Raw genomic sequence first — 25,099 nt, 5'->3', positions numbered from 1 at the left:
ACTCAGCTTCCCGGCGCGTGGCCACGGTCGAGCGAGGCCGCGCGCATAGCCTCGCCCGGATTGGTGAAGAACTGCTGACGCAGTTGCGCGATCTGCGCGTCGCGCTGCTGCGGCGGCAGATCCTGCTGACCGATCTGGTCGCGCTGGCGTGCATAGTCGGCGTAGCGGGCTTGCCAGGCATCGTCTGCTTGCTGCATCTGCACGGCGCGCTGCGCCGCTTCAGGCCCAAGCGTCTGCGTGATCTGTGCACGCAGCGTATCGAGCGAACCGCCGGGCTGGCGCGCCTGTTGTTGCGCCGCGCCGATAGCGTCGAGCGCGGCCTGCTGCTCATGCGTGCGTTCGAGCGCCGCGCGGGTCTGCGCGGGCAACGTCGCATCCAGCGCGGCCAGACGGGCGGTTTTCTGCGCGTCGCTCAAAGTGGGATCGGACGCGATGCGCAGCCGCGCGAGATCGGTATGTTGCTGCTGCGATTGCGCGCCGAAAAACGGCGTGTTCCATTCACCCATCAGACGGACACCCAGCGCGTCACGTTGATCGAGCGCGAGTTGCAGCGCGTCGACGTCCATTTTTGCGCCGCTTTGCGTGAGCGCCGACGCGGCTTGCGGCAACTGCCCGAGTGCCGTGCGATAGGCGTTGTAGCGCTGCCAGACGTCGAGCGCTTCGGCGGCGGCCGGGGTGCCGTCGAGTTGCGCGGCGATTTGGCGGCGAACCCATGCATCGAGCGTCGCGGGCGACACTTCGTCTTGAGTCGTCAGGAAATAGTCGAAGAAGTCGCGCACCGCGCGCGTGCGCGCCAGATGACCGCGGCCATCGGTCGGCAATCGCGGCGGTGTTGAGCCGTCGAGCGATGCCGGCAAGATATCTCGTGCAGCAACGCTGACGGCCGAGGCCGAAGCCGACGCTGCTTGTGCCTGTCGCGCGGCATCGAGTGCTCTGACCGTAGACGCTTCGTGCGATGACGGCGCGAGGTTCAACCACCACGCACCGCCCGCCGATATCGCGCCAACCGCCACGAACGCCAGCCACTGAGTTCGCGCACTGCCCCGCTGCCGCCGCGCGTTCAGTCGCCGCATCCGCTCAGACACCCTGCGTCTTGAGCCGGTTCGCCTGGGTGCGAATCACGGCGACCGGATCCGCCGCGTTCGCGCCGCGCACGCCGAGCAGCTGGTTGATTTCGTCGAGATGGTTCCACTTGTAGCTCGTGCCGAGCACCTTGCCGTAAAGCGCACTGCACACGGAGACGAGGCCGTCGTTCTGCCCCGATTGACGGCTCAGCATGATGGCGCCGGTGCCGTATAGGACCAGTGTCGACGGGTCCAGCACGTCCGCGGTATCGAGCGACGCCACGCTCGTGTCGATCGCGCCGGGAATGCCGAGCAGCGACGTCGGCTGGATCGCGCTGCCCGCCCACGAATACAGCAGGTGTGTGTTGCCGCCGACGGTTTCGGTTGCCGCGCCGGTTTGGCACGACCCCGGTGCGCCGAGCCCGGCGCTCGGGTAACGCAGGTTGTACGCTGCGGCATTAGCGGTGGTCAGCGTCTGCAGAGCGGCCACTGCGTCCTGATTCGTGTTGTGCGTGCTACTCGTCAGGATACCGAATATATTCGCGAAGGCACCGATGATCGGCGTCGACAGTCCGGTCGGATCTTTTTGCAATGCGGCCTGCACGAAATCCGCGAACTCCGAGCCGCGATGCGGCGTGCCGATCGTCGTCACCGAAGCGACGAGTTCCGGCGCGACCGCCGCGACGTAGCGCGAAGTCAGGCCGCCCTGGCTGTGGCCGATCAGGTTCACCTTCTGTGCGCCGGTGGCGGCCAGCACCTGCTTCACGTAGGCAAGCAGCTGTTCACCGCGGCCATTGGGGCCGTCGTCGCTCTGAAAACCGGAGAGATTCGCCACATACACCGTGGCGCCATGTTGCTGAAGGTCGGACTGAATGCCGTACCAGTAGTCGAGCACGCCAAGGTACTTGTCCGTGCCCGTGAGGCCGTGCACGAGAATGATCGGATAACGCGTGGCGGCGTAGTCGTCGCCCGTAGTGGCCGTCGTCGCGGCCACGGCGTGATCGACGCCGACCGGCGCAGCGAGCGTGAGGAGAATCGCAAGCGGTGCTTGCATCAGTGCAGCGGCGATGGCCCAACTGGCGAAGCGCGAACCTTTCGATTTCGACATGCGACGGACTCCGGTTGCGAAGTCCGCGTATTTAGCTATGGAAATGGATTGAGGGCAATAGAGCGGGAACTCCAAACGGCCCGGGCCGCACTGCGTACTGAACGCTTATTGCGGTGTTGCAATGCGGCGCGCATTGCGAGGATCCAGTTCGACAACGCTGCCTGACGGCGAATCTGCCACCGCGCCTGACTTGATCAGTTCGCGCGGTGTCACGCCCAACAGACGCCCCATCCAGTGGGCCATATGACTCTGATGCGCGAAGCCGGTATCCAGCGCAATCTGGCTTGCGCTCAGCTTGCCCTGCAGCAGCAGAGTCTTCGCGCGCTCCACCCGGCGCTGCACCACGTACTGATGCACCGGCGTGCCGAACGTCTCGCGAAACAGCACCTTGAAATGCGGCACGCTCAAGCCGGCGAGCGCGGCCAGTTCGCTTAGCGTGAGACGCTGGTCGAGATGCGCCTCGATAAACTCGATCACGCGCGCGGCCATTTTCGGCGCGAGAGTGCCCCGCCGGCTCTCGAGCGCCGGCGCCCCCCCGATCAGGCGCACCACCATCGCGGTACACAGACTCTCGGCGTAGAGCGGATCGGATGCGTCGTCCGCTTCGAGTTCGGCGTGCAACGCCCAGACGAGATGCTGAAAACGCGGGTCGCGCATCTGGAACTGCGGGCGCAGTTGCGCGTCGGCCGATTTCAGCGCCAGTTGCTCGACGGTCCGCAGCGCGAAGTCCTCGCTGAACCACACGCCAAATATCGTGCAGGCCTCGTCGTCGCTCCACTGGCCGTCGAGTCCCGCGGGAATCACATCGGCGTCGCCATGCGCCTGAAGGCGCGAGTGGCGCTGCTCGTTACACAGGCAGCGTGCTCTGACCGGCGCGCCGACATGCACGCCGACCCGGTGATAGTTGAATGCCGGCAGGCGGTGCAGCCCGGCTGACACGGTCGTCAGTTCCGCGCCGAAACCCCGCCAGCCGAGCCCCTTGCTGGAGCGCAACGCAATGCGGGAGCCACTGTGCGGTTGCGGCAACGGTGTTACGGCATTCATGACTTCCCTCGTGGATGGCGGCACAGCGTGGATGGCGTGTGTGCATTGTGCGGCGTTTTTCGCGCCTTTGCTGGACTCTACGAAATTCCACGCCGGTATTGCCCCCCCCTATTGCAGCGCTACCTGAAAACAATCATCCGAATCTGTGGAGAACCATCCGTATCCGCGCGCTCGCGGATCGCTGCGTCCCTAAGATGACGCCATACCGATCCAACAAGGAGCACAACGTGTTCGTGATTTTTGGAGCTGCCGGCAATGTCGGCAAAGCAAGCGCGGCGGCGTTGCGCCGGGCGGGCCGCACGGTGCGCGCGGTGGTGCGCAACGAAAAACAGGGCGAATTCCTCGCCGGGATCGGCTGCGAGATCGCCGTCGCCGATCTGTTCGACACCTCGGCTGTGGCTCGGGCCATTGAAGGCGCGCAGGCCGTGCAGCTACTGTGTCCGGTGCCGCATGCGCACACCGACCCTGCCGATGCGATGCGGCACATGATCGACGCAAGCGTCGCTGCGCTGCGCGCGGCCCCGCCGCAGCACGTCCTCGCGCTGTCCGACTATGGCGCGGAACACGAGAGCGGCACGGGCATCACCACGCTGTTCCACTACCTCGAAACGCAACTGCAAACCGTCGACTCGCGGCTGACGTTTCTGCGAGCGGCCGAACACATGCATAACTGGGCTCGCACGTTGCCGACCGCGCTTGCCTGCGGCGTGCTGCCGAGCCTGCATCATCCGTTGAGCAAGCGGTTTCCGACCGTGGCCGCTCAGGATGTGGGCCTGCTCGCCGCCGACCTGCTGCTCGACGACGGCGCGCGACAGGGCTCGCCGCGCGTGGTCAGCATCGAAGGCGATGAGCGCGTCAGCGCGCTGGACGTGGCGCGCACCATCGGCGATCTGGCGGTGCGCGAGATCGTCGCGCGCGAGGTGCCGCGCGACCAATGGAACGCCATGCTGCAGGGCGCGGGGCTCGGCGAGCTTTACGCGCGCCTGATTACCGACCTCTACGACGCGCACAACGCGGGCCGCATCGATGTTGAAGCGCAGAGCAGCGAGCGGCGCTTCGGTACGACGAAGCTGGCGGACGTGTTGGCGGCGATCCTTCCGCGCGTGGCCGCGGCTGCCAGGACTGCCGAAGCGGCGCGCTGAACCGCACTCGCGCAAGGAGATACTTTATGCATACCTGCCCTTTGCTACGCGCAACGCCCCGTCCCCACAAGGCCGCTCACGCGCGCCGTACGCCGCCTGCGCGTGTAAGCGCGGGCGGGCGCCGCGGGCCCTTGCTCGCGGCCAGTCTTGCCGGATGGCTGGGCTGGATGGGGTGGCGCGGGCTGCAAGACGTGCTGAACGCGATTCCCGACAGCAACGACGATTTCGGTTTGTTCTGATTGGTCGCGAGCGCGCGTCGCGCTGATAAAACGCAAAACGCCCGGCATTTCCGGGCGCAAGCGCTTGATGAATCTGCTGCCGCGGCGCCGGCCGCCGTTTGCTGACTGTGCAAACGGCGGCCGGCGCGCGTGCGTTATTCGTTTTCGTCGAAGTAGTGGCCGAACTTCACCTGTTTGGTGCGGATATAGCGCTCGTTTTCTTCGCGCATCGGGATCGCCAGCGCAACTCGCTCGCACACCGGAATGCCGTGCTTGGACAGCGTGTCGAACTTCTCCGGATTGTTGCTCATCAGGCGCACCGAGGTGACCTTCAGCGTGCGCAGAATGCCCGCGGCCGAGTCGTATTCGCGCGAGTCGTCCGGCAGGCCGAGATCCAGGTTGGCCTCGACGGTATCGCGCCCCTGCTCCTGCAGCGCATACGCGCGAATCTTGTTCGACAGGCCAATGCCGCGCCCTTCATGCCCGCGCAGGTACAGCAGGATGCCGCAGCCTTCAGCGGCGATATAACGCAACGCGAGGTCGAGCTGCTCGCCGCAGTCGCAGCGATACGAGCCGAGCACATCGCCCGTCAGGCACTCGGAATGCAGGCGCGTCAGCACGGACGACTTGTTGGCGACGTCGCCCATCACGAGCGCGAGATGTTCCGCGCCGCTTTCGCACACGCGAAACACGTAGGAAGTGAACGTGCCGTAGCGCGTGGGAAGGGTGGCGGTTGCGTCGAGGATGACGCATTCGCCGTTGATTGCGCCGTCTGCTGCGGGCGACGGATCGTGAGACGTGAGCATGGCGTTGGACAGTGTTGCTGACATGAACCCGGGCGAGCCGGGGATAAGGTATGGACTGGGAGTTTACCGCTAATCGGCGTTGCGCACCCGGATGCCCCTGCACTCGACCGGGAACCGCCCCCTGTTTGATACCTGGCGCGCGTTCCAGGTTTTCCCGGTGTACGACGGGTACGCGCCAAGCCTATACTTGAAGCGCCTGTCCCCCACGACCGCGCGCCGCGCCGGCGTGCTGCACTGCGAAACGGAGCCGCTCCATGACAAGTGTTGCACAGCTTCTCAAAACGAAACCAAATTCCTCCGCCGTCTTTACTATCGGGGCCGACGATTCTGTCTACGAGGCGATCAAGCTGATGGCCGAAAAAGGCATCGGTGCGCTGGTCGTCACCGATGGCGACAGCATCGCCGGGATCGTCACGGAGCGCGACTACGCGCGCAAGATCGTGCTGATGGACCGTTCGTCGAAAGCCACGCCGGTGCGCGAGATCATGAGCAAGGCCGTGCGCTTTGTCCGCCCCGATCAGACCACCGAAGACTGCATGGCCCTGATGACCGAGCGGCGCATGCGGCACTTGCCGGTGATCGAGAATGACCGGCTGGTCGGCATGGTGTCGATCGGCGACCTGGTGAAGAACATCATCGCCGAACAGCAATTCACCATCCAGCAACTCGAGTTCTATATTCACGGCGAGCGGCCCTGACGCTCGCTGCGCTCCGCGACGGCGCGGCCGCAAAAAAAGCCCAATCCGTCACAAACGGTTGGGCGAAGCTACCTTGCGGCAGCGGAGGTTCCTTCAATTCTGATGTCTTGAGAATCGCCGAGGTGGTGGACGCTGCGCGATACCGCCGCATCTACCGCCTCGGGCTGCATTCGTCCACGCCGGCGGCCTGTCGTCGAGGCCGGCTTCGAACCTGAGCCCGGCTGCGTGGCGACGCGGATCAGTTACCGAAATACACCGCCTTCGCACCCGACTGCGGCTGAAGCACACCACCCGCTTGCGACGAACCACTCGTCGCACCGCCATAACCGCTAGTGTCGGCGACCGGTTCCTGGGTCTGGGCGACTGCCGGGTTTTGCGCCTGCACGCGGCGTTCAGCCGCCTGAATGTCGGCCGGATAATCCGTATCGTTGGTGGTTGCCGGGTTATAGCCTGCCTGCTCGAGCTGGATCAACTGGTTGCGCACTTCCGCGCGGGTCACGGGCGCCTGGCTCGACTGGGCGAACGAAGCGATCGGTGCGGCGAGCACCGCTGCAATGGCCACTGCCTTGAGAAGCGATTTCATGATGATTTCCCTCCAGATCTGATCTTATTTGCGTCGCCCGCCACACCATGTGAGAAGCGATTGATCACAGTCTAGTCAGTGGATCGTCGAGGGAAAACCCTTAATTCCGAGATACATAATTGCTGAATTCGCAAGGATGTTCCGGCAGTTACCGCGTGGCGTCATTCAAGCAGCATACGTTGCGTAATAATTGTCGGATTCGTAATTCTTGCTGGCGAACGTTTCAGGACGTCCGTCTGATCTGAGCGTGTTTCGTCGCGACGCCCGCTATCGCCGGTCAAATTCACGCCTTCTTTCGCGCACCCGCTGAGGGCCCCTGTAAAAGCTTGCGCGGGCCGCTGACAAAGGTGCTGCCAGGCTCGAAAAAGCGCAGCGGCCGATGCATTTCACGGGACAGCCCAATCCGTGTCGTCACACCCACCGGCGTTTCGCCTCGCTCGATGACACCGATCCACAGTCCGCGCCCCGCGCAAAGGTCTCGGCCGTCGAACGCAGGGCCGATGCCAAGCGCCATGGTCAGCCGGCCGGGTCCGCGCGCGAGATCGCGCAGCGGCACGCCGGGCCGCCGCGCCTCCATCAGGGGCCGCCCTTCGAGCGGCTCGATCGCCCGGATCAGAATGCCGGCGCCGACCTCTTCCGCCTCCGCGGACATGTTGAGCATGTACGACAATCCGTAGGTCAGCCGCACGTGGGCATGGCCTGGCGCGAGAAACATCGAACCGTTATAGGGCCGGCGGCCGGCGAATGCATGGCTGGTCGAATCGCCCAGCGGATAAGCCTCCGTCTCTACGATGCGCCCGCTCATACGCCCTTCGGGCAGGTCGTGCACGAGGTACTTGCCGATCATGAAGCGCGCGAGCTCGACGGTATCGAGTGGCAATTCGTCACGAAGCAGTGGCAAAATAGGGAGCGGTTCGTCGTGCATAGGTGGGTCCGTGTTTTAACCGTGCAGCGCGAATGGACGCAAAGCGTGCCTGGCAGTCCGGCACCGAGTGGTACTGCGCCATCGCCCTGTTTCGATCGGCCCATTCGTTGTACCAAAACCTCATTTCTGTGCACTGCGTCATTCACCATGGCACTAATTGGAGTATCGTGTGTTTCCGGCTTGCAGCACAGCCTTTGCCGGCTCACGGGGGCTTCGGCCCGGCCGCATCAGCATACAGCTTGAAAGCTTTCGCACCACCCGCAGCATCGTTCCATTCCGATTTCATCCCGCTGTACCCGCAGGGGTAGCACACCCTGCTAATAATCCCCTTGGGGGACACCGCCCCATCCCAAGGGTCGTTGTAGCTATGACAACAGGAGAGAGTTGAATGAAAGCATCCCCGGCAATCAAAGTGATCGGCGGCGCGCTGATCGTTCTGGCGTCCATCCAGGCTTATGCGCAAAGCAGCGATGCCGCAGCAATGGCTCCGGCAGCGCCGGCGGCCACGTCGACCAAAGCGACCAAGGCAGCCGACCGTGCCTTGGGCCGCAAGGTCCGTAGCGCACTGTCCAAGACCAAGGGCCTGAGCGTCGCGAATATCACTGTGCGTTCGCGCAGCGGCGCAGTGACGCTGGCCGGCACCGTGCCGGAGCAGAGCCAGGTCGACATCGCTACGCAGGCAGCGCAAGGCGTGGCCGGCGTGACGTCGGTCAAGAACGCCCTGACGATTCGTCCGGTCGGTCAGTAATCGTTGAACGCCAATGCCTCGTCACGGGGCATTGGCGCTCCGAACCGATTTCAGCCGTTCGCCTGACGCGGCGCACCGTCGTTTGCCCGGCACACATCACCCGCTGTTCAAGCAACACAATCCACGCCACTCACCGCATTCGCTGCGCATAGAACGCGCAATGCCGTGCGACCTGATCGATCTGACAGCCAGTCGCGGTTCGCAACCCGTTTGCCGGACGCCGCGCGATCGTCACCCGTCCTCACGGACTGAAACACACGGGGTCGCCTACAATTATCCTTTATAATTTAATGTGTTAGAACGCCATTCTGATAAGACACATTAAGATTTGCACTTGCTCAAACGTGCACGGCGCCGCATGTTGTTTGCCCGCCAGATCACCCGAATAGTCGCATGAAAAGGAAGCCCGCATGAGCTCAACCGCGAACGCCTTGCCCCGCTGGACCCTCGCCGCGCCGTTCGTCGCCTGGATCGTGCTCGGTGCCGCGTACGCCCTGCCGGGCAACGCGCTCCTGCTGGTGCTGGTCGGCCTTACGCTGTGCGCGGCCGTCTTCACGGCGGTGCACCACGCGGAAGTGGTCGCGCATCGCGTCGGCGAGCCGTTCGGCACGCTGGTGCTAGCGATCGCCGTCACCGTGATCGAAGTCGCGTTGATCGTCTCGGTCATGCTGACGTCCGGGCCGGAAAAAGCCGGGCTCGCGCGCGACACCGTGTTCGCCGCCGTGATGATCGTCTGCAATGGCATTGTCGGCATTTGCCTGCTGGTGGGCGGCATCCGGCATCGCGAGCAGGATTTCCAAAGCCGTGGCGCGGCTGCGGCGCTGGCGGTGCTCGCATCCTTGTCCGTGCTGACGCTGGTCATGCCGAACTACACGACCACCAACGTGGGTCCCATGCTGTCGCCGTCGCAACTGGCGTTCGCCGGCGTGTCGTCGCTGGTGCTCTACGGCGTGTTCGTGTTCGTTCAGACCGTGCGCCATCGCGATTACTTTCTCGCCGGCGTGCCCGATGAAGACGTTCACGCCGCGCCGCCGAGCGCGACCGAGGCGGTGATCGCCGGTGGCCTGCTGCTGGTGTGCCTCGTCTCCGTGGTGTTGCTCGCCAAGGTGCTCTCGCCGGTGGTCGAAACCGCGGTACAGAACGCGGGCGCGCCGCCAGCCGTGGTCGGTATCGTGATCGCCGCGCTGGTGCTGCTGCCCGAGGGGCTCGCCGCCGTGCGCGCGGCGCGTGCCGATCGGCTGCAGAACAGCCTGAATCTCGCGCTCGGTTCGGCGCTCGCCAGTATCGGCCTGACCATTCCGACTGTCGCCGCAGTGTTTCTGTACACGGGCCAGCCGCTCGTGCTCGGGATCGACGGCAAGGAAACCGTGCTGCTAATGCTCACGCTAGTAGTCGGCACGCTCACGCTCAGCTCGGGCCGGACCACCATTCTCCAAGGCGCCGTGCATCTGTCGCTGTTCGCGGCATATCTGTTTCTGTCGTTCGCGCCTTGACCTGAGACTCCAACAGAATTTTTTCGATGACCGCGTGAGAACAGTGAAGCCGATCACACCAGCAGGGTGACACCTGCCCAGGCGATCAGCGCAACACCCAGCACGCGGCCGGCAACTTCACCGCCGGGCAGGATTTTTTCCACGAAAACGAGCAGCGACAGCGCGGCGATCCAGACGAGATTCATGACGCCGCCGACAAACAGCAACGCCATCAGCAGCCAGCAGCAGCCCACACAGTAAATGCCATGACGCATCCCGAGCAGGAAGCTGCCCGCGACGCCTGGACGCCAGTGCGCGGTAAGGAAATTCACGGGCGAACGGCACTGCGCCAGGCAGGCGCGCTTGAGCGGCGAGAACTGATAGACGCCCGCCGCGGCCAGCACGATCGCGGAAAGGAGCGCGCTCTTCGACCACAGCATCATTTCAGAAATGAGGCCGGTCGGTTGCAGCCCCTTTTGCAGCAGCGCCGCGCAGATCGAGAAAGCCAGCCAGGCAATCAGGTAACCGGCCAGCAGACACAGCGACGCAATGGCCGACCGAGCCTCGATTGCGTCGTGGTGACGCAATACGCGCCGATACAACAGGATGAGCGGCGCCGCGCTGGGCGTCATCATCGCGATCATCATCACCCACCACATCAGGATCACGGTCAGCAGCGACGGATCCATTTCCCCGCCACCGTCTGCCAACCGATGCGGGAACAGCGCGACGGCCGTCATGTCGAGTGCGGACATGCCGACTCCGGCGCCCGTCCACAAGTAGGCCCACGAGAACACGACGACCGCGACGATGCCGAGCGCGGTGATGACGCGCTCGCGTCCGAGGAGAGATTCGATGCTGCTCATGCGGCAGCGCGATGCCGGACCAGTCCTTTGTTATTCAGATGCAGTCGCGCGAACTGCGCGTAGGTGCCCTTGAGGTCCAGTGCAATGTTTCCTTGCGAGCGGCTGGTGCCCGAGCCGATTTCGGCAAGCTCGTATTCGAAACCGTGCGGCAAGTCGATTCGAACGCGATGCTCGTCGCCCGTCACCGGATTGCGGATCGGCTCGCCGACGGCGTCGAATACGCCCTCGACATGAATCCGACCGCGTCGGGCATCGACATCGACATCGAAGTCGATCTTCGTGAAGATCGGATCAAATGCCTGCTCGAGGGTCGATGCGTACACGGCGAACATCGTGGCGAACGGCTCGGTGTCCTGCCCCGTCATGATTTTCAGAATGGCTTCGCGTTGCTCCGGGCTGGCGCGTTCGTCGACGATCGGCTGGCACTTGCCCTTGCCTTCGTGGACCGGTCCCGGCCATTGAAACACGACCGCGATCTTGACGCCGTCGAGTCGCACGTCGCCGTAGTACCCGCTGCCGATCGATATGGCGCCCATCGCTTCGCAGAAACCATGAGTCGGCAGTGCGTTGAATTGGCACGGGCAACCGTATGAGCAATTGCAGGTCATGAGTTCCGTGCCTTCGATTTCCCAGGGAGTCATGGTTGTTCTCCTTGTACTCCGCGACGAGTAGCGTGCTTCGAATCTAGTGTATGGCAGGGGTTAGGGAAGTCAAATCGTCACGCAGCGGGCGCGGGCGGGGCGTCCGATGTGTACTTGCGCAGGCGCTGCGAAACCCCATGGGACGGCCTCTCGACCAGCCGATAAAATGCGTAGCTGATGACGAACGCCAGGGCGACCTGCACGAACCACGCGAATCGGGACGTAGCGTCAAATTGCGTCATCTCCAGCAGTGCGAGCGCCATCTTGTGACAAAGATAGAGGCTGTAGGACCATGCGCCCAAGGCAGCGAGTTTGGACCATATGCTCGACGCGGAAGGCGTGACTGTCTCCGTCGCGATCCAGATTGCCGCGAGGAACTGGAAAAGCGGAAGCGTGATGTCCGGCGTGACGAGCGGCACGAACGCCGGTTTGAGACTCGACCCGGATAGCAGAATCATGATGGCCGCGCCTGCCATAACAACGGTCACCCTTAACGCGACGAGGTGGTGCGAGAGGAACCGCGTGCTCATATCAAGGCCGCGACGGATGAGCATGGTGAGCGGCGAATAGGCGCTGCGAACGTTGAATCGCGTCGAGTTGCGCTGCGTTTCCGCGATCAGGCAACCGGAAATCCAGCCGGCCGCATACAGCAAAGCTGTACCCGGAACGCCATACGTCTCGTACACACAGCTGTGACATGCCGGGTGCCCAATGAGACGGACCACTGCCACCATCACGCCGGCGACAATCGCACAGCCAACGATCATTTCGCCGATGTACCGGAAATGCGCGCGCAAGAGCGGATATACGGCGTAATAGACCATCTCGCAGTAGAGCGACCACAGCACGGACTCGAGATAGTTTTGCCCGGTGGGCAGAGGTTGGACGAGGCACAGCAGGATAACCAACGGCAACCCGATGCGGACAAATCTGGACGCGTAATAGCTGATCGGTTTAAGCGTGACGTCCCTTTGATATGCGCTGTGAATGCAATAACCGGAAATGACAAAGAAAACGATGACGGCGGCGGGGCCTGCAAATAGCGCTGTCGATCCCGACCATAATGCGCTGCCCAGAAAGGCCAGCCGATGCGGCAGCAGTTCTTTGAATGCGGGCGGTCGAAAGTGGTACATCAAAACCCAGAAAGCCGCGAGAAACCGGATGGCATCCAGCTTGAGAGACTTCTTGAGATTTGAAGGCGCTAACGGATTCGATATGGATGCCATCTTGTCTCCCTCATATTCTGTCTGTGACGATTCTGCCTCCGCTGGACACGACAAAAATCGAAAACAATAGCGAAATTAATCCGCTTCCCCGGTTGCGTCGGAATGCGCGCGTGCTGAAGGGCTATTTCTAAAACCGAAATTCATCCTTGCGAATAAGGTGCTTAATTATTCGCAATCGCTTTCATAAACTTGATGGACGATGGATCGTTTGCGTTGCAATTCCAATCCAATAAGGAGGAGCGAGTCATGAAGGCAACCAGCACATTAGTCGCGGCAATCGCCGCAATCACGCTGTCGGCTGGGGCGTATGCACAGAGCAACAATACGCTGGCGACCCCGACCACCAGGTCACCGGCCGCGCCAACGAGCGGCTACGGCACGCCTGGCGCCACCAGTTCGGAAAGCGGCATGAGCGCCGGGGCAGCTAACACGGGTTTGCCGAATACCACGAACAATAGCTCGACGTCCCTCACCAACCCTCCCGGGAGTCACAACACGTTAGCGACGCCGAGCACTGTGTCACCGGCTGCGCAATAACAACGATCAATTCGGCCCGAGCGGGCCGATGACACGCTCGGCCCGCCCTACTCCTCCCAATGCGCGGCAATCCAGTCGCGAAACAGATTCAGCTTCTGCTGATGCGCAACCGAGTCCGGATACACGAAGTAATACCGCCAGCCGGTCTTGAGCACCGTATCGAACGGCCGCACCAGCCGCTTCGCCGCGACGTCTTCGTCAATCAGAGCAAGGTCGCTGATCGCAACGCCAAAGCCCTGTAACGCGGCATTGGTCGCCATGTCGAGCGTGTCGAAGCTCGGGCCGTGGCCGGCGTCGATCTCCGGCGCTTGCGCCGCTTCCTCGGCGCTCACTTTGGCGAGCCACATCTTCCAGTCGCGATGATCGCGCGTGGGATGCAGCAGCGTATGGCGCGCCAGATCCGCCACCTTGGCGAGCGGCTTGTCCTTCAGCAGATCGGGCGCGCACACCGGCGTCAGACGCTCCTCGAACAACGGCACCGCCTGCACGTCCGCCCCCGGCGACGAACCGTAGATGATCGCCGCGTCGAACGGTTCGAGCTGGAAATCGACGTCGTGCTGCCAGGTCGTCGTGATCTGCACGTGCAACTCGGGATACTCGGTCTGAAAGCGCATGATCTTCGGCAGCATCCAGCGCATCACGCAGGTCGGCACCTTCAGCGCGAGATCGGTACGCTGCCGGGTGAGACGCAGTGAAATCTCCTCGATTCGCGCGAAGCTCTCCTTCACGGCAGGCAGCAGCAATTCCCCCTCGGCGGTCAGCGTCAATCCTTTGGCGTGGCGCTTGAAAAGCGGAAATTTGTAGTAGTCCTCGAGCGCGATGATTTGCCGGCTGACCGCGCCCTGGGTCAGGCACAGATGGTCGGCTGCGCGCGTGAAACTGCGATGGCGCGCGACCGTTTCGAAAATCTGCAGCGCGTTGAGCGGCGGGAGGCGTCGCATCGGGATATCCGGGATTAGAAAAAATCATTACGCAGGCATGGCGGCCCAGGTCTTCAGACACGCTGACATATTTCCGATACACCTGCCACGCCGACAGCATACGCCATCAGAAAACGCGGCACGAGAGGCGAGCCGCGACGGCGCTCATGCATTCGGCTCATGGCGTCGCCCGAAACCGCACTGCGTCGGCACTACGCCGCACCACGGCGGGGCAAACACGCCGGCAACCGCACCAGAACCGAGCTTTCCTCATACCTCCCACGACCCTTCGACGACCGGCAAAACATGGACGTTAACCCGCATACGCCACCGTGCCGGTACTCCCGCCGGCTGACCGGCATCCGCCGCGCAGGTCGTTCGCGGGCCCATGCATGAGATTACGTCATGCCGGCCATGCGCATATTTCGTTTGTTGGGGGATTTTGGCAAACCTAGAGTGCATCACACGCAGCACATCCGGCAAAGCTTGCCGCCACGGCAAGCAGGCAACAGGCGTTCAATATGGGAGACCGCCATGCAAGAGATCAAACGGGGTAGAAGGCAGGCCATCAAGACGATCGGTGCGGCACTCGCGGCGTCCACTTTGCCGATGCCGTTCATCAATCTGCGCGCGCAGGAACATAACTTCAGCGGCAAGACGCTGCGCCTGCTCACCTGGTCGGACGACACCGGCGCCGCCGCGCTGCGCAACATCGCCGCCACGTTCACGGCAAAGACCGGCGCCAAAGTGATCGCCGATCGCGCCGACGGCACCTCGGGCATGGTCGCCAAGGTCAAGGCCGCGGGCGACCGTCCCACCTACGACGTCATCACGCTGGCCGGCGTCGGGGCCTCGGGCCTCGGCGATGCCGGTTTGCTGATGAAGCCCGATCTGGACAAGCTGCCGAACCTGAAAGACGTGGCGCCGCAGTACCGCACCGGCGCGAACGGCTTTGGCATCGGCTATCTGCTGTGGTCGGACGGATTGATCTACAACACGTCGACGGTCAAGACCGCGCCGTCCTCGTACGAAGCGCTGTGGGACAGCAAATACGCCGGGCGCCTCTTTCTGCCGCCGCCCGAGTGGGCCGAAGCGGTGGACCTCGCGATCATCGCCGCGAAGATGAACGGCGGCTCGCAGCAGAACATCGAGCCGGGCTTCAAGAAGCTGATGGAATTGAAAGATCACGTGATGACGCTCGGCGAGAACCCGAACCAGGTGGCCGACCTGTTCCGCACCGGTTCGCTCGATATCGGCGGCATCTATTCGCCGGCCTTCTTCCCCGATCAGATCCGCAAGCCCGAGTACAAGATGGGCGTGACCTACGGCATGAAGGAAGGCTTCGCCACGCAGCTGATGTTCACGGTCATCCCGAAGTCGCATCCGGGCGACAGCGACCTGATCCATGCCTTCATCAATCATTCGCTCGATGCCGGCGTGCAGGGCCGCATGGCCGCCGACGTGCTGAACGGCCCGGTCAATTCGAAAGCGGTGATTCCCGCCGAAAGCCGCGCGTTCGTGCCGAGCCCGCAGCAGATCGCCGAGAAGGCCGTGTTGCATGACGACAAGGCGCTCGCGGCCGTGCAGCCGGCGTGGATCAAGCGCTACACCGAAATCTTCGCGGCATGAGTACGATGCTTGCGCGCTTTTCACGGCGAGCTCCGTCGAGCGCACGCGCGGCGGCGGACAACGCACGCACACCCGGCCCGGACGCGCCGCCCGCCACGGCGATGGCCAAGGCGCGTCCGTGGCTGCTGCTCGCGCCCATCCTGCTGTTTCTCGCCGTGCTGGGCGCGGCGGCGCTGGTCGTGCTGCGCATGAGTTTCGGCGCGCAAGGCAACGAATGGCACGGCTTCACGCTGCAGAACTACACGGACCTGCTCGACGGCTACTTCATGAAGTCGTTGTGGCTTACGTTGAAGCTCGCGTTTCAAAGCATGATCAGCGCGGTGCTGCTTGCGATTCCGGTCGCGCTGGCCATGGCGCGCACCAAGTCGCGGCTCGCGCGGCGGCTATTGCTCGCCGGCGTGCTGCTGCCGCTGCTCGTCAATCTGCTGCTGCAAGGCTACGGCTGGCTGATCATTCTCGGGCCGGCGGGCTTGCTCAATCATGCGCTGCTCGGCAGCGGCCTCGTCCAGCGTCCGGTGATGTGGCTGTATCGCGAGCATGGCGTGTTGCTCGGTCTGATCCAGACGGCGTTTCCGCTCGCCGTGCTGCCGCTCTCGAGCGCGATGCGCGCGGTGTCAAGCTCGTATGAGGAAGCCGCCGCGACGCTCGGCGCGACGCGCTGGCAAACCCTGCGCCACGTGCTGTTGCCGCTCGCCATGCCCGGCCTGGTATCGGGCGCGTTGCTGGTGTTCGCCTACAACGCGAGCGCGTTCGCCGTGCCGCTGCTGCTCGGCGGACGCCGCGTGCCGATGCTCGCGGTGCTGGTCCACGATCAGGTGGCGCCCTTGCTCAACTGGCCGGCGGCCTCCGCATCAGGCGTCGTGTTGATGATCGCCACGCTCACGGTGATGGCGCTGTCGCAGCGCCTCGTGCGCCGTACGCAGCGTCTTGCCGAGGAACCTCACGCATGAGTACGCCCATTCAAACCTCGCGCCTGCCGTCGCGGCCGCCCCGCTCGTCCTCGCCGCAACGCTGGCCGGTCACGATGCCGGGCCAGCTCGGCAAGGCCACCGCGCTGCTCGCGGCGGTCGTGTTGTTCCTCGCCGCGCTGCCGATCCTGACGATGATCACCATGTCGTTCAGCGCGGCCGACACGCTCGAATTTCCGCCGCACGCGTACGGCCTTCACTGGTATCGCGCCGCGTGGCACAGCTTCGTCTCACCGGACGCAAGCGACACGCTCTCGATGGGCGCCGCATTGAGCACGAGTCTGATTGTTGCGCTCTCCACCATGGTGATTGCCACGCTCGTCTCGGTGCCCGCCGCCTATGCGCTCAGCCGCTACCGCTTCCGTGGCAAGCCGGCGGTCGAACAACTGGTGGCGTTGCCGCTCGTCTACCCGCTCGTCATGCTCGGCTTGTCGCTGCTGCTGGTGTTCAACGTGCTGCCGGTCGAACTCGGCGTGTTCCGCCTGATCATCGCGCACGTGATTCTGGCGTTGCCGTTTACCGTGAAGAACTGCGCGGCGTCGGTCGCCTCGATCGGTCCGGAGTTCGAGGAAGCCGCGTGTGTGATGGGTGCAAGTCCAGGCCGCGCGCTCGTCGACGTGATCCTGCCGCTCATGCGCCCCGGCATTCTGGCCGGCATGCTGTTCGCGTTCATCGTCTCGTTCAACGAGTTCACGGTGACCTTCTTTCTCTACAGCATCGACACGATGACGCTGCCGGTATGGCTCTACAGCCGCACGGTGTCGTCGCTCGATCCGACCGTGTTCTGTTTCGCCGTTTTCATTGTCGCGATCGACTTCGCGCTGATCTGGCTGCTCGAAAAGCTGATCGGCGACGAAGGCGTGGCGCTCTGAGCGCATCTTTTGCATACGCGCGTTCACGACACCCATTTGCTGGAGCATTCGATGACCCATCTCACCTTGCAAGCCGTGACCCGCCGCTTCGGCGCCGCCCACGCCGTCGACAGCGTCGATCTGAACGTGCCCGACGGCAAGCTGGTGTGCTTCCTCGGCCCGTCCGGCTGCGGCAAGACCACGCTGCTGCGGATGATCGCCGGGCTGGAGACGCCGACTTCCGGCAACATCCATTTCGCCGACCGCGACATCACACGCGTGCCGGCCAACCGGCGCGATTTCGGCATGGTGTTCCAGTCGCTCGCGCTGTTTCCGCACTTGACGGTGGCGGAGAACGTCGCGTATCCGCTGCGACTGCGCAAAACGGACAAGGCAGCGCAAGGCCGCCGCGTCGCCGAATTGCTCGAACTGATCCAGCTGCCGCATATGGCGAACCGGCCGGTCACGCAACTTTCCGGCGGCCAGCGCCAGCGCGTGGCGATCGCGCGCGCGATCGCGTCGCAACCGAAACTGCTGCTGCTCGATGAACCGCTCTCCGCGCTCGACGCCAAGCTGCGCGAGGCGATGCAGGTTGAAATCCGCCTGCTGCAGCAACGCCTCGGCATCACGACGATCATGGTCACGCACGACCAGCGCGAAGCCATGACGATGGCCGACGAGATCGTGGTGATGGAGAAAGGCCGCATCGCCCAGGTCGGCAAGCCGCTCGATATCTATCGCGATCCGGTTAGCGAGTTCGTGGCCGACTTCATCGGCCTCGGCAATATCCTGCCGGTCACTTACGACGGCGCGGGCGGCGTAAGCCTGCCGGGCGGCCGCCGTATCGCGGTCGCGCAAGCGGCGCGCGTGCCGGAGTCCGGCAGCGACATCCGCCTCCTGATCCGTCCCGAGGACGTGTGCGTGAAAGCGGCCTCCGACACGGCCGGCCCGAACCGGCTGACGGGCACCGTCACCTTCATTCGCGACGTGGGCGCCTCGCTCGAAGCCACCATCGATTGCGCCGGGTTCACGCTGACCGCCGCGACCACGCCGCGCGAAACACCCGGGCTCGCGCTCGGCATGCCGGTGCTCGCGGAATTGCCACCGCACGCGTGCAAACTGATCGCGGCGCGCGCCGCGCACTGAGTTTCGCCACCCGACTTACGCCACCACACCATTCCAATAGCGGCATTTTCGACAGAGGAACGACCATGAACCAGCGCCACCTTGCCTCATCCAACACCCGCCGCGCCCGCGGTGTCCTCGCCACGCTCGCGGCGACGCTCGCCTTCACCGGCCTCGGCGCGCTGTGCGCGTTGCCGTCCTCCGCGCATGCGGACGCGCTCGACAACATCGCCAAGTCGGGCACGGTGCGCATCGGCGTGTTCGAGGACTATCCGCCGTTCGGCTCGATCGGCCCGGACATGAAGCCGATGGGCTACGACATCGACGTCGCCAATCTGATCGGCAAGGCGCTCAACGCCAAGGTCGAACTGGTGCAGGTCACGGGCGACAACCGCATGGCCTATCTCGCCGACCATAAGGCCGACATGCTGCTATCCGTCGGCCAGACGCCGGAACGCGAAAAAGTCATCGACTTTTCCCAGCCCTACGCACCCTATTACCTCGCCGTGTTCGGTCCGAAAGCCCTGCCGGTGAAGAGTGCCGCCGACCTCGCCGGCAAGTCGATTTCCGTTGCGCGCGGCACGCTGGAAGACCTGAGCGTGAGCAAAATCGCGCCGCCCACGGCGACCATCAAACGTTTCGACGATCCTAACGGCGCAATTTCGGCGTTTCTTTCTGGTCAGGTACAGTTGATGGTCGTCGGCAACGACGTCGGCGCCACCATTCTTGCGCGGCATCCCGCGAATGATCCGGAACAGAAGTTCTCGCTGTTCAGCTCGCCGGATCACGTCGGTTTGAACAAGAACGAGCCGCGCCTGAAGCAGAAGGTGGATGAAACGATTGCCAAGGCCCGCAAGGACGGCACCATGAACGCGATTTCGCAGAAGTGGCTGCGCGCGCCGCTACCGGCCGATCTCTGAACTTTTTTTTGCGGACCGTCATGACGTATGCCTTTGATTTCAGCGGCTTCGGCCTTTATGCGGGGATGCTGGCGCGCGGCGTTGGCGTGACACTCGGGCTTACCGCCGTTTCGACCGCGCTCGGCGGCATCGTCGGCATTGCCGGCGCGAGCGTGGCGGTGGCGGGGCCGAAATGGGCACGCTGGGTGGTGGCGAGCTATGTGGAGCTGATCCGCAATACGCCGTTCATCGTCCAGTTGTTCTTCGTGTTCTTCGGCTTGCCGAGCCTCGGCATTCATATCGACGAAATCCAGGCCGCGATTCTCGCCATGACGGTCAATCTCGGCGCCTACGCGATCGAGATTGTGCGCGCCGGCATCGATTCGATTCCGCGTGGGCAGGTGCAGGCGGCCCAGGCGCTTGGTTTGCACAAGGGCCAGGTGTTCCGCTTCGTCGTGCTGCCGCAGGCGGTCGCGAATGTGTTTCCCGCGCTGCTCAGCCAGGTGCTGATCGTGATGCTCGGTTCGGCCGTGGTCTCGCAGATCTCGGTCCCTGACCTCACCTATGCGGCCAACTTCATCCAGTCGCGCAACTTCCGTTCGTTCGAGAGCTACGTGATCATTACCGCAACGTATCTGTTGCTGTCGATCGTCTTACGGCAACTCCTCAACCGGCTCGGACGCGGCCTGTTCGCGGGCCGCGCAACACGCGGCAGCGACAGCGCGCCGCGCCCATGGCGCACCCGCCTCGCGTGGCGCGCCGCCCGCACCCTGCCCACGGAGCGCTGATCATGGTCGAATTCACGCTGTGGGACATTGCCCGCAATCTGTTGCTCGCCGCCCGCTGGACGGTGTTGCTGTCGTTGATCGCTTTTGTCGGCGGAGGCCTCGTCGGGCTGATCCTGCTCGCCATGCGCGTGTCGCCGATCGCCTGGCTGCGGCGCATCGTCGTGCTGTATGTGGAAGTGTTTCAGGGCACGCCGCTCCTGATGCAGCTGTTTCTCGCGTTTTTTGGCTTACCGCTGCTCGGCGTGGACGTATCGCCGTGGGTGGCGGCCGCCGTTACCCTGACGCTCTACACGAGCGCGTATCTGGTCGACATCTGGCGCGGTTGCGTCGAGGCCGTGCCACGCGGCCAGTGGGCCGCGGGCGCAAGTCTCGGCATGACGTTCGGCCAGCAGTTGCGCTATATCGTGTGGCCGCAGGCGCTGAAAATCGCGGTGGCGCCGACGGTCGGCTTTCTCGTGCAGGTGGTGAAAAGCACGGCGCTCGCGTCGATCATCGGCTTCACGGAGTTGACCAAGACCGGCACGATGATCACCAACGCCGCGTTCCGCCCCTTTCCGATCTACGGCATGGTCGCGATGATTTACTTCGCCATGTGCTTCCCGCTGACGTGGTACGCCCGCGTGCTCGAACGCCGTCAGAAGGTCGGGCAGCACCGCTGATCAGGCAGGCGGCAAGCGCGACGCTTGCCGCGTGTTCTTCACGCGCTTACTGCACGTCCCGGCGAATCGCATGACGATTCGTCGCATCATTCCGCCCCGCACGGTTAGACCAATTAAAAGTTCGTGCGATGGCGATATTCAACTTGATAATGGCACCGTGCGCCCGTCTGTCGCGGCTAGAGTCTTTCACGTGACGGTCGCATGAATGACTGCATCCGCCAATGCCGCTTCAGGCAATCTGGATAAAAATTTAGCAATCCTCTGTTGATGAGGATGCCGACGGCCGAGTTCGCAAAGATGGAACTGCGCTCTCATCGATCCAGACACCCGCTTTAAACCACTGTTTCGACGTACCTGCGTCCACGCGCGTTCGTACCTCGGCTTGCTTTGACATTGCGCGGGTTCGCAGAACGCTGTGAGGCTCCCCTGGTTGCACCTTCCAGAGGCCTCCAGATCGACGGCCGCATCCCCCGGCTTGAGATCATCAGGGCTCACCGGAGTGAAGAAAAATGAAGATCACCCCTCTGGCATTAGCGGCTTCTGCGTTATTGGCTGGCGTTGCACAAGCCAGACAGCCGAATCTGGTCATCGGCGGAGTGACTTACATCTGGTGCGCCGACCAGGGCGGCACGTGCTCGTTCAGGGGCAAAACTGAGAACGTGATCTTTGGCATCACGAGCCCCACACTGAGGTACACGACTAAACAGTTCGTCAACAGCGCGCGCTGCAATGTCAGTGCATTCGGGGTTGATCCGGCACCTGGGTATACGAAGCATTGTTGGGCAGCTGTGGCGACGCCTACGCCTACGCCTACGCCTACGCCTACGCCTACGCCTACGCCTACGCCTACGCCGACTCCAACACCAACACCAACACCAACACCGACACCAACACCAACACCAACACCAACACCAACACCAACACCAACACCGACACCGACGCCAACGCCGACGCCGACGCCGACGCCAACCCCGACTCCAACACCAACACCAACCCCAACGCCAACCCCAACGCCCACTCCAAGTGCGATTTCCTGCAGGTCGCCATCAACGACCAGCGGTGGCACCGCCAACGGAATAGTGACTGCCGAAGCAACCGACAGTAACGGCCTGCGAGTCTTCGCGAACGGCCAGACGTTCACGCTGGTGTTCACCACCCAAACCGGCGCCACCGATATCGTCAACTGGACAATCACCGATTACCAGGGCAATACGGTCGCGCGGAACAGTTTCACGGCCGCACCCGGCACCCAGACGAACACACTGTCGTGCAGCGGCACGCAGGCCGGCTATTTCGCAGTGGGCGCGTCGCTGTCCAAGGCAGGCGGCAGCCTGCCCGCGGCGGGCACCCGGCCGGCGGGAATCGCGACGTTCGGGATCGAGCCCGCGCCCTCGGTGGTCCCCGCGGTGAATTACAGCTACCCGGACCAGCACCGCTTTGGCATGCAGGGTTTCAACGACAACGGCCCCGCACTCTCTGCCCTCGGCATTTCGTGGACGATCGACGACCGCGAGCAGTCCTGGGGCGAGCCGAACGGACCGAACACCTATACGCCGAACGTCAGCGATCTCGATCCGTTCTACGCCGCGAATCCGCAGATCATGCGCCTGATCCGGCTCGACGGCATCCCGGCGTGGGACTCGTCCACAGGTCAGTTCAATGACAGCTACTCGTTGCCGAAAAACCTGTCCGAGTACTCGGGTTACATGCAGAAAGTGGGCACCGACTCGGCGTCGATCGGCGCGCAGTATTACCCGAACCAGCGCTACAACTACTATCAGGTCACATGGGAGCCGTCGCTCGGCTGGGTGTATCCCAGCGCCAACTTCGTGAAGCTTTATCAGACGGTTTACGGCGCGCTGCACCTGACGGACAACAAGGCCATGGTGATGGGCGTCGCCAATTCATTCCCCAACAACAACGATCAGGCGACCGGCAACTGGCTGCAGCAATATCAGTCGAGCGGTTTGTGCAACTACCTGGACGGTGTGTCCACCCATGGTTACTACAACGCGCCGACCACGCCGTCGAATCCGCCTGAGTTGCAGGACGGGGCCGATCCGGCCACTGCGGCCAATGCGCTCGACAATGAGATGGCGGCGTTGCGGGCGACCATGCAGTCGTGCAAGCCCAATATGCTGCTATGGATGACCGAGCTGGGGATCAGCTACGACAGTGGCATCGGCTACGGATCAACGGCCATCAACGCGAACCAGCTGTACGCCCAGGCGGTGGTGGCGGCCCGCGCGCACATCATCATCCTTGGTCAGGGCGCGCAGATGACCACCTTCTTCTTTGGCCCCGACTTCCCGGGTTCGCCGGCGGGCTATGGGTCGTTCTTCGACCTCGTGGATAGTCAAGGCTCGTACAGCGCGACCAATCTGAGCCCGAAACCCGAGGGCATGGTATTCGCGGCCATGACCCATGTGCTCGACGGCACGAACACGCTGGGGCCGCTCAACAATCTGCCGCTGTACGTGTACGGCTACGCTTTCCAGCAATTGGGCGGCGGCAAGGTCATCACGGCGATGTGGACGCATAACAACGCGCAGTGGCCCATCAACGGCGCGTACTCACAGAGCTATTCCGTGAGCTATTCCCTGCAGGTCGATGCGCCGGGAACGAGCGGAAAAGTCACGGTACTCGACGTGATGGGCAACCCTTCCACCGTGGCTTATAGCAACGGCCAGGTGCCGCTGACGCTTACCGAGTCGCCGTTGTATGTGGTCTCAACCAACGCGTCGATAGCCAAATCCAACTCGACGGTGCCGGTGGGCTATACCGGTCAGTAACGAACCCTGCATCGGGCGATTCGCAAAATACGAAGTGCCTGGAGGACGGAGAAGACCGCAATGGCAGCGGTCTTCTTCGGCCACAGGCACTTCGTTTTATCGCGCGGCCTGGCGCAGCTTCGCCACGTCCGCCGCCGTCACCGCCGGCGCGCCGTTGTTCCATCCGGCCCGTACGAAGGTCAGCACGTCGGCGATCTGCCGGTCGTTGAGCACAGGCCCGTACTTCGGCATCGGATACGGCGCGGGGATGCCGCCAATCACCAGGTCTTCAGTGCCGTTCAGCGTTACGTTGATCAACGACGACGGGTCCTTCTCGAGCACGTTCGGATTCCCGGACAACGGTGCCAGCATCGGCGCGAAGCCGCGTCCGTCGACGCCATGGCAGTGCATGCAATACGCCGTGTACACGCGCGCACCGGCATCGTTCGCCGGACGGTTCAACGACACCCTGGTGGCTTGCGGATCGAACGTATACGGCGGCGCACCGCTGCCGCCTGCCGGCGGCAGCGACTTCAGGTACGTCGACATGGCCGCGATGTCGGTGTCGTTCATGGCCTGCGTGCTGTTGTTGATCACGCTGGTCATCGAGCCGAACGCCGAGGCATGGCGATTCGCGCCGGTCTTCAGGAACGCCTGCAGATCCTGATCGCTCCAGCGGCCGAGGCCAACGTTGTGCTCGCCGGTCAGGTTCGCCGCGAACCAGCCGTCGAGCGCGGCACCGGTCAGGAACGCGCTGCCGCTTTCATCCAGCGCCTTCTCCTGGAACGCAATGCCACGCGGCGTGTGGCACGAACCGCAGTGCCCCAGCCCCTGGATCAGATAGGCGCCGCGATTCCATGCCACGTCTTTGCCCGTCTTGTCCTGATAGACGCCCTTCTCCAGAAAGACCATGTTCCAGAACTTCAACGGCCAGCGCATGTTCAACGGCCACTGGATATCCGGCTCGCGGTTCGCTTGCTGCACCGGCGCCACGCCGCTCATAAAAAACGCGTAGAGCGCTTTCACGTCGTCGTCGTTGACCTTGGCGTACGACGGATACGGCATCGCCGGGTAGAGGTTGTGGCCGTCTTTCGCCACGCCTTCGCGCATCGCCCGCGCGAAGTCCTCTTCCGTATAACCGCCGATGCCGGTCTGCGGGTCGGGCGTGATGTTGGTGGTGTAGATCTTGCCCATCGGCGTGGTCATCGGCAGGCCACCCGCGAACGGTTTGCCCTTCGGCGCCGTATGACAGGCCGCGCAATCGCCGGCTTTCGCCAGATAGGCGCCGCGTTGCACCAGCGCCGGGTCGGCTGCCTGCGCGGCCGCCCGCGCCGGAGCCTGCGCGAGCAACGGCAGCATCACGCACAATGCCGCACCGAAACCCTTCAGTGTGCTGTTCATGTCGGGCTCC

Annotated in this window: 26 protein-coding genes; 15 read left to right on the top strand and 11 right to left on the bottom strand. The window is 63.5% G+C overall.

The genetic code is table 11. The features are described 5' to 3' along the window. Positions 1–2: 2 nt before the first annotated feature. The 3 genes from A6V37_RS20715 to A6V37_RS20705 all read right to left on the bottom strand — a co-directional run bounded on the left by A6V37_RS20715 (position 3) and on the right by A6V37_RS20705 (position 3,216). Positions 3–1,073, bottom strand: a complete 1,071-nt coding sequence (locus A6V37_RS20715) for a lipase secretion chaperone (protein ID WP_082902922.1) — start codon at positions 1,071–1,073, stop codon at positions 3–5. Positions 1,074–1,077: 4 nt separating this feature from the next. Continuing rightward, complete coding sequence (locus A6V37_RS20710) at positions 1,078–2,118, bottom strand: esterase/lipase family protein (protein WP_425262284.1); 1,041 nt, start codon at positions 2,116–2,118, stop codon at positions 1,078–1,080. Between the two features lie 159 nt (positions 2,119–2,277). Then, the gene (locus tag A6V37_RS20705) at positions 2,278–3,216 is read right to left on the bottom strand and encodes an AraC family transcriptional regulator (protein ID WP_064272005.1); all 939 of its coding nucleotides are present in this window, start codon (positions 3,214–3,216) and stop codon (positions 2,278–2,280) included. A 227-nt stretch (positions 3,217–3,443) separates the two neighbouring features. Between A6V37_RS20705 and A6V37_RS20700 the strand changes: the two genes are divergently transcribed. Next, positions 3,444–4,358, top strand: coding sequence for an NAD(P)H-binding protein (locus A6V37_RS20700; protein WP_064272004.1), 915 nt, complete (start codon positions 3,444–3,446; stop codon positions 4,356–4,358). 26 nt (positions 4,359–4,384) lie between these two features. After that, positions 4,385–4,597, top strand: a complete 213-nt coding sequence (locus A6V37_RS20695) for a hypothetical protein (RefSeq protein WP_064272003.1) — start codon at positions 4,385–4,387, stop codon at positions 4,595–4,597. A gap of 134 nt (positions 4,598–4,731) precedes the next feature. On the opposite strand, the gene ribA is transcribed toward A6V37_RS20695, so the two are convergent. Beyond that, positions 4,732–5,382 (bottom strand): GTP cyclohydrolase II, encoded by a 651-nt coding sequence (ribA, locus tag A6V37_RS20690; protein ID WP_064272002.1) that lies wholly within the window; start codon positions 5,380–5,382, stop codon positions 4,732–4,734. A 254-nt stretch (positions 5,383–5,636) separates the two neighbouring features. Here ribA and A6V37_RS20685 point away from each other — a divergent pair, with 254 nt between their 5' ends. Continuing rightward, on the top strand, positions 5,637–6,080 hold the full coding sequence (locus A6V37_RS20685; protein WP_064272001.1) for a CBS domain-containing protein: 444 nt from the start codon (positions 5,637–5,639) through the stop codon (positions 6,078–6,080). 238 nt (positions 6,081–6,318) lie between these two features. Here the strand turns inward: A6V37_RS20685 and A6V37_RS20680 are convergent, their stop codons facing one another. Both A6V37_RS20680 and A6V37_RS20675 read right to left on the bottom strand, forming a co-directional pair. Then, positions 6,319–6,663 (bottom strand): DUF4148 domain-containing protein, encoded by a 345-nt coding sequence (locus A6V37_RS20680; RefSeq protein ID WP_064272000.1) that lies wholly within the window; start codon positions 6,661–6,663, stop codon positions 6,319–6,321. Positions 6,664–6,946: 283 nt separating this feature from the next. Next, positions 6,947–7,588, bottom strand: a complete 642-nt coding sequence (locus A6V37_RS20675; protein ID WP_064271999.1) for a DNA-3-methyladenine glycosylase — start codon at positions 7,586–7,588, stop codon at positions 6,947–6,949. A 388-nt stretch (positions 7,589–7,976) separates the two neighbouring features. Between A6V37_RS20675 and A6V37_RS20670 the strand changes: the two genes are divergently transcribed. Then, entirely contained in the window at positions 7,977–8,336 is a 360-nt protein-coding gene (locus A6V37_RS20670; protein WP_064271998.1) for a BON domain-containing protein, read from the top strand. A 410-nt stretch (positions 8,337–8,746) separates the two neighbouring features. Then, a complete protein-coding gene (locus A6V37_RS20665) occupies positions 8,747–9,829 on the top strand; it encodes a calcium:cation antiporter (protein WP_064286293.1) in 1,083 nt (360 codons plus the stop codon). A 53-nt stretch (positions 9,830–9,882) separates the two neighbouring features. Here A6V37_RS20665 and A6V37_RS20660 read toward each other — a convergent pair whose 3' ends face one another. The 3 genes from A6V37_RS20660 to A6V37_RS20650 all read right to left on the bottom strand — a co-directional run bounded on the left by A6V37_RS20660 (position 9,883) and on the right by A6V37_RS20650 (position 12,595). Then, positions 9,883–10,674: a DUF2182 domain-containing protein gene (locus tag A6V37_RS20660; protein ID WP_064271996.1), complete on the bottom strand. Its 792-nt coding sequence runs from the start codon at positions 10,672–10,674 to the stop codon at positions 9,883–9,885. Next, on the bottom strand, positions 10,671–11,315 hold the full coding sequence (locus A6V37_RS20655; protein WP_064286292.1) for a DUF1326 domain-containing protein: 645 nt from the start codon (positions 11,313–11,315) through the stop codon (positions 10,671–10,673). The genes A6V37_RS20660 and A6V37_RS20655 overlap by 4 nt, the downstream gene beginning before the upstream one ends. Positions 11,316–11,392: 77 nt before the next feature. Further along, positions 11,393–12,595: an acyltransferase family protein gene (locus tag A6V37_RS20650; RefSeq protein ID WP_244174048.1), complete on the bottom strand. Its 1,203-nt coding sequence runs from the start codon at positions 12,593–12,595 to the stop codon at positions 11,393–11,395. Positions 12,596–12,787: 192 nt separating this feature from the next. Between A6V37_RS20650 and A6V37_RS39320 the strand changes: the two genes are divergently transcribed. Beyond that, on the top strand, positions 12,788–13,078 hold the full coding sequence (locus A6V37_RS39320; RefSeq protein ID WP_242665973.1) for a hypothetical protein: 291 nt from the start codon (positions 12,788–12,790) through the stop codon (positions 13,076–13,078). 47 nt (positions 13,079–13,125) lie between these two features. Here A6V37_RS39320 and A6V37_RS20645 read toward each other — a convergent pair whose 3' ends face one another. Beyond that, the gene (locus A6V37_RS20645; protein WP_064271993.1) at positions 13,126–14,019 is read right to left on the bottom strand and encodes a LysR substrate-binding domain-containing protein; all 894 of its coding nucleotides are present in this window, start codon (positions 14,017–14,019) and stop codon (positions 13,126–13,128) included. Positions 14,020–14,532: 513 nt separating this feature from the next. Here A6V37_RS20645 and A6V37_RS20640 point away from each other — a divergent pair. From A6V37_RS20640 to A6V37_RS20605, 9 genes are all read left to right on the top strand, one after another. Next, positions 14,533–15,627: an ABC transporter substrate-binding protein gene (locus A6V37_RS20640; RefSeq protein ID WP_064271992.1), complete on the top strand. Its 1,095-nt coding sequence runs from the start codon at positions 14,533–14,535 to the stop codon at positions 15,625–15,627. Further along, positions 15,624–16,577, top strand: coding sequence for an ABC transporter permease (locus A6V37_RS20635; RefSeq protein ID WP_064286291.1), 954 nt, complete (start codon positions 15,624–15,626; stop codon positions 16,575–16,577). Before A6V37_RS20640 ends, A6V37_RS20635 begins: the two co-directional genes overlap by 4 nt. Next, on the top strand, positions 16,574–17,467 hold the full coding sequence (locus A6V37_RS20630; RefSeq protein ID WP_064286290.1) for an ABC transporter permease: 894 nt from the start codon (positions 16,574–16,576) through the stop codon (positions 17,465–17,467). The genes A6V37_RS20635 and A6V37_RS20630 overlap by 4 nt, the downstream gene beginning before the upstream one ends. Positions 17,468–17,518: 51 nt before the next feature. After that, positions 17,519–18,592 carry an ABC transporter ATP-binding protein gene (locus A6V37_RS20625; RefSeq protein ID WP_064286289.1) on the top strand — a complete coding sequence of 358 codons (1,074 nt, stop codon included), beginning with the start codon at positions 17,519–17,521 and terminating at the stop codon, positions 18,590–18,592. A gap of 65 nt (positions 18,593–18,657) precedes the next feature. Beyond that, the gene (locus A6V37_RS20620; protein ID WP_064271988.1) at positions 18,658–19,491 is read left to right on the top strand and encodes a transporter substrate-binding domain-containing protein; all 834 of its coding nucleotides are present in this window, start codon (positions 18,658–18,660) and stop codon (positions 19,489–19,491) included. A 20-nt stretch (positions 19,492–19,511) separates the two neighbouring features. Next, positions 19,512–20,258: an amino acid ABC transporter permease gene (locus A6V37_RS20615; RefSeq protein ID WP_064271987.1), complete on the top strand. Its 747-nt coding sequence runs from the start codon at positions 19,512–19,514 to the stop codon at positions 20,256–20,258. 2 nt (positions 20,259–20,260) lie between these two features. After that, on the top strand, positions 20,261–20,917 hold the full coding sequence (locus tag A6V37_RS20610) for an amino acid ABC transporter permease (RefSeq protein WP_064271986.1): 657 nt from the start codon (positions 20,261–20,263) through the stop codon (positions 20,915–20,917). A 778-nt stretch (positions 20,918–21,695) separates the two neighbouring features. Continuing rightward, positions 21,696–22,022: a hypothetical protein gene (locus A6V37_RS42485; RefSeq protein WP_167361446.1), complete on the top strand. Its 327-nt coding sequence runs from the start codon at positions 21,696–21,698 to the stop codon at positions 22,020–22,022. Next, positions 21,997–23,709 (top strand): hypothetical protein, encoded by a 1,713-nt coding sequence (locus tag A6V37_RS20605; RefSeq protein ID WP_341272038.1) that lies wholly within the window; start codon positions 21,997–21,999, stop codon positions 23,707–23,709. Before A6V37_RS42485 ends, A6V37_RS20605 begins: the two co-directional genes overlap by 26 nt. Positions 23,710–23,805: 96 nt before the next feature. On the opposite strand, the gene A6V37_RS20600 is transcribed toward A6V37_RS20605, so the two are convergent. Continuing rightward, positions 23,806–25,089, bottom strand: a complete 1,284-nt coding sequence (locus tag A6V37_RS20600) for a cytochrome c (RefSeq protein ID WP_064271984.1) — start codon at positions 25,087–25,089, stop codon at positions 23,806–23,808. Between the last annotated feature and the right edge of the window lie 10 nt (positions 25,090–25,099).

The sequence above is a fragment of the Paraburkholderia ginsengiterrae genome (genome assembly GCF_001645125.1).
GTDB lineage: Bacteria > Pseudomonadota > Gammaproteobacteria > Burkholderiales > Burkholderiaceae > Paraburkholderia > Paraburkholderia ginsengiterrae.
Note: the sequence above shows the minus strand (reverse complement) of the source record. Positions and strands in the feature narration are given on the sequence as shown.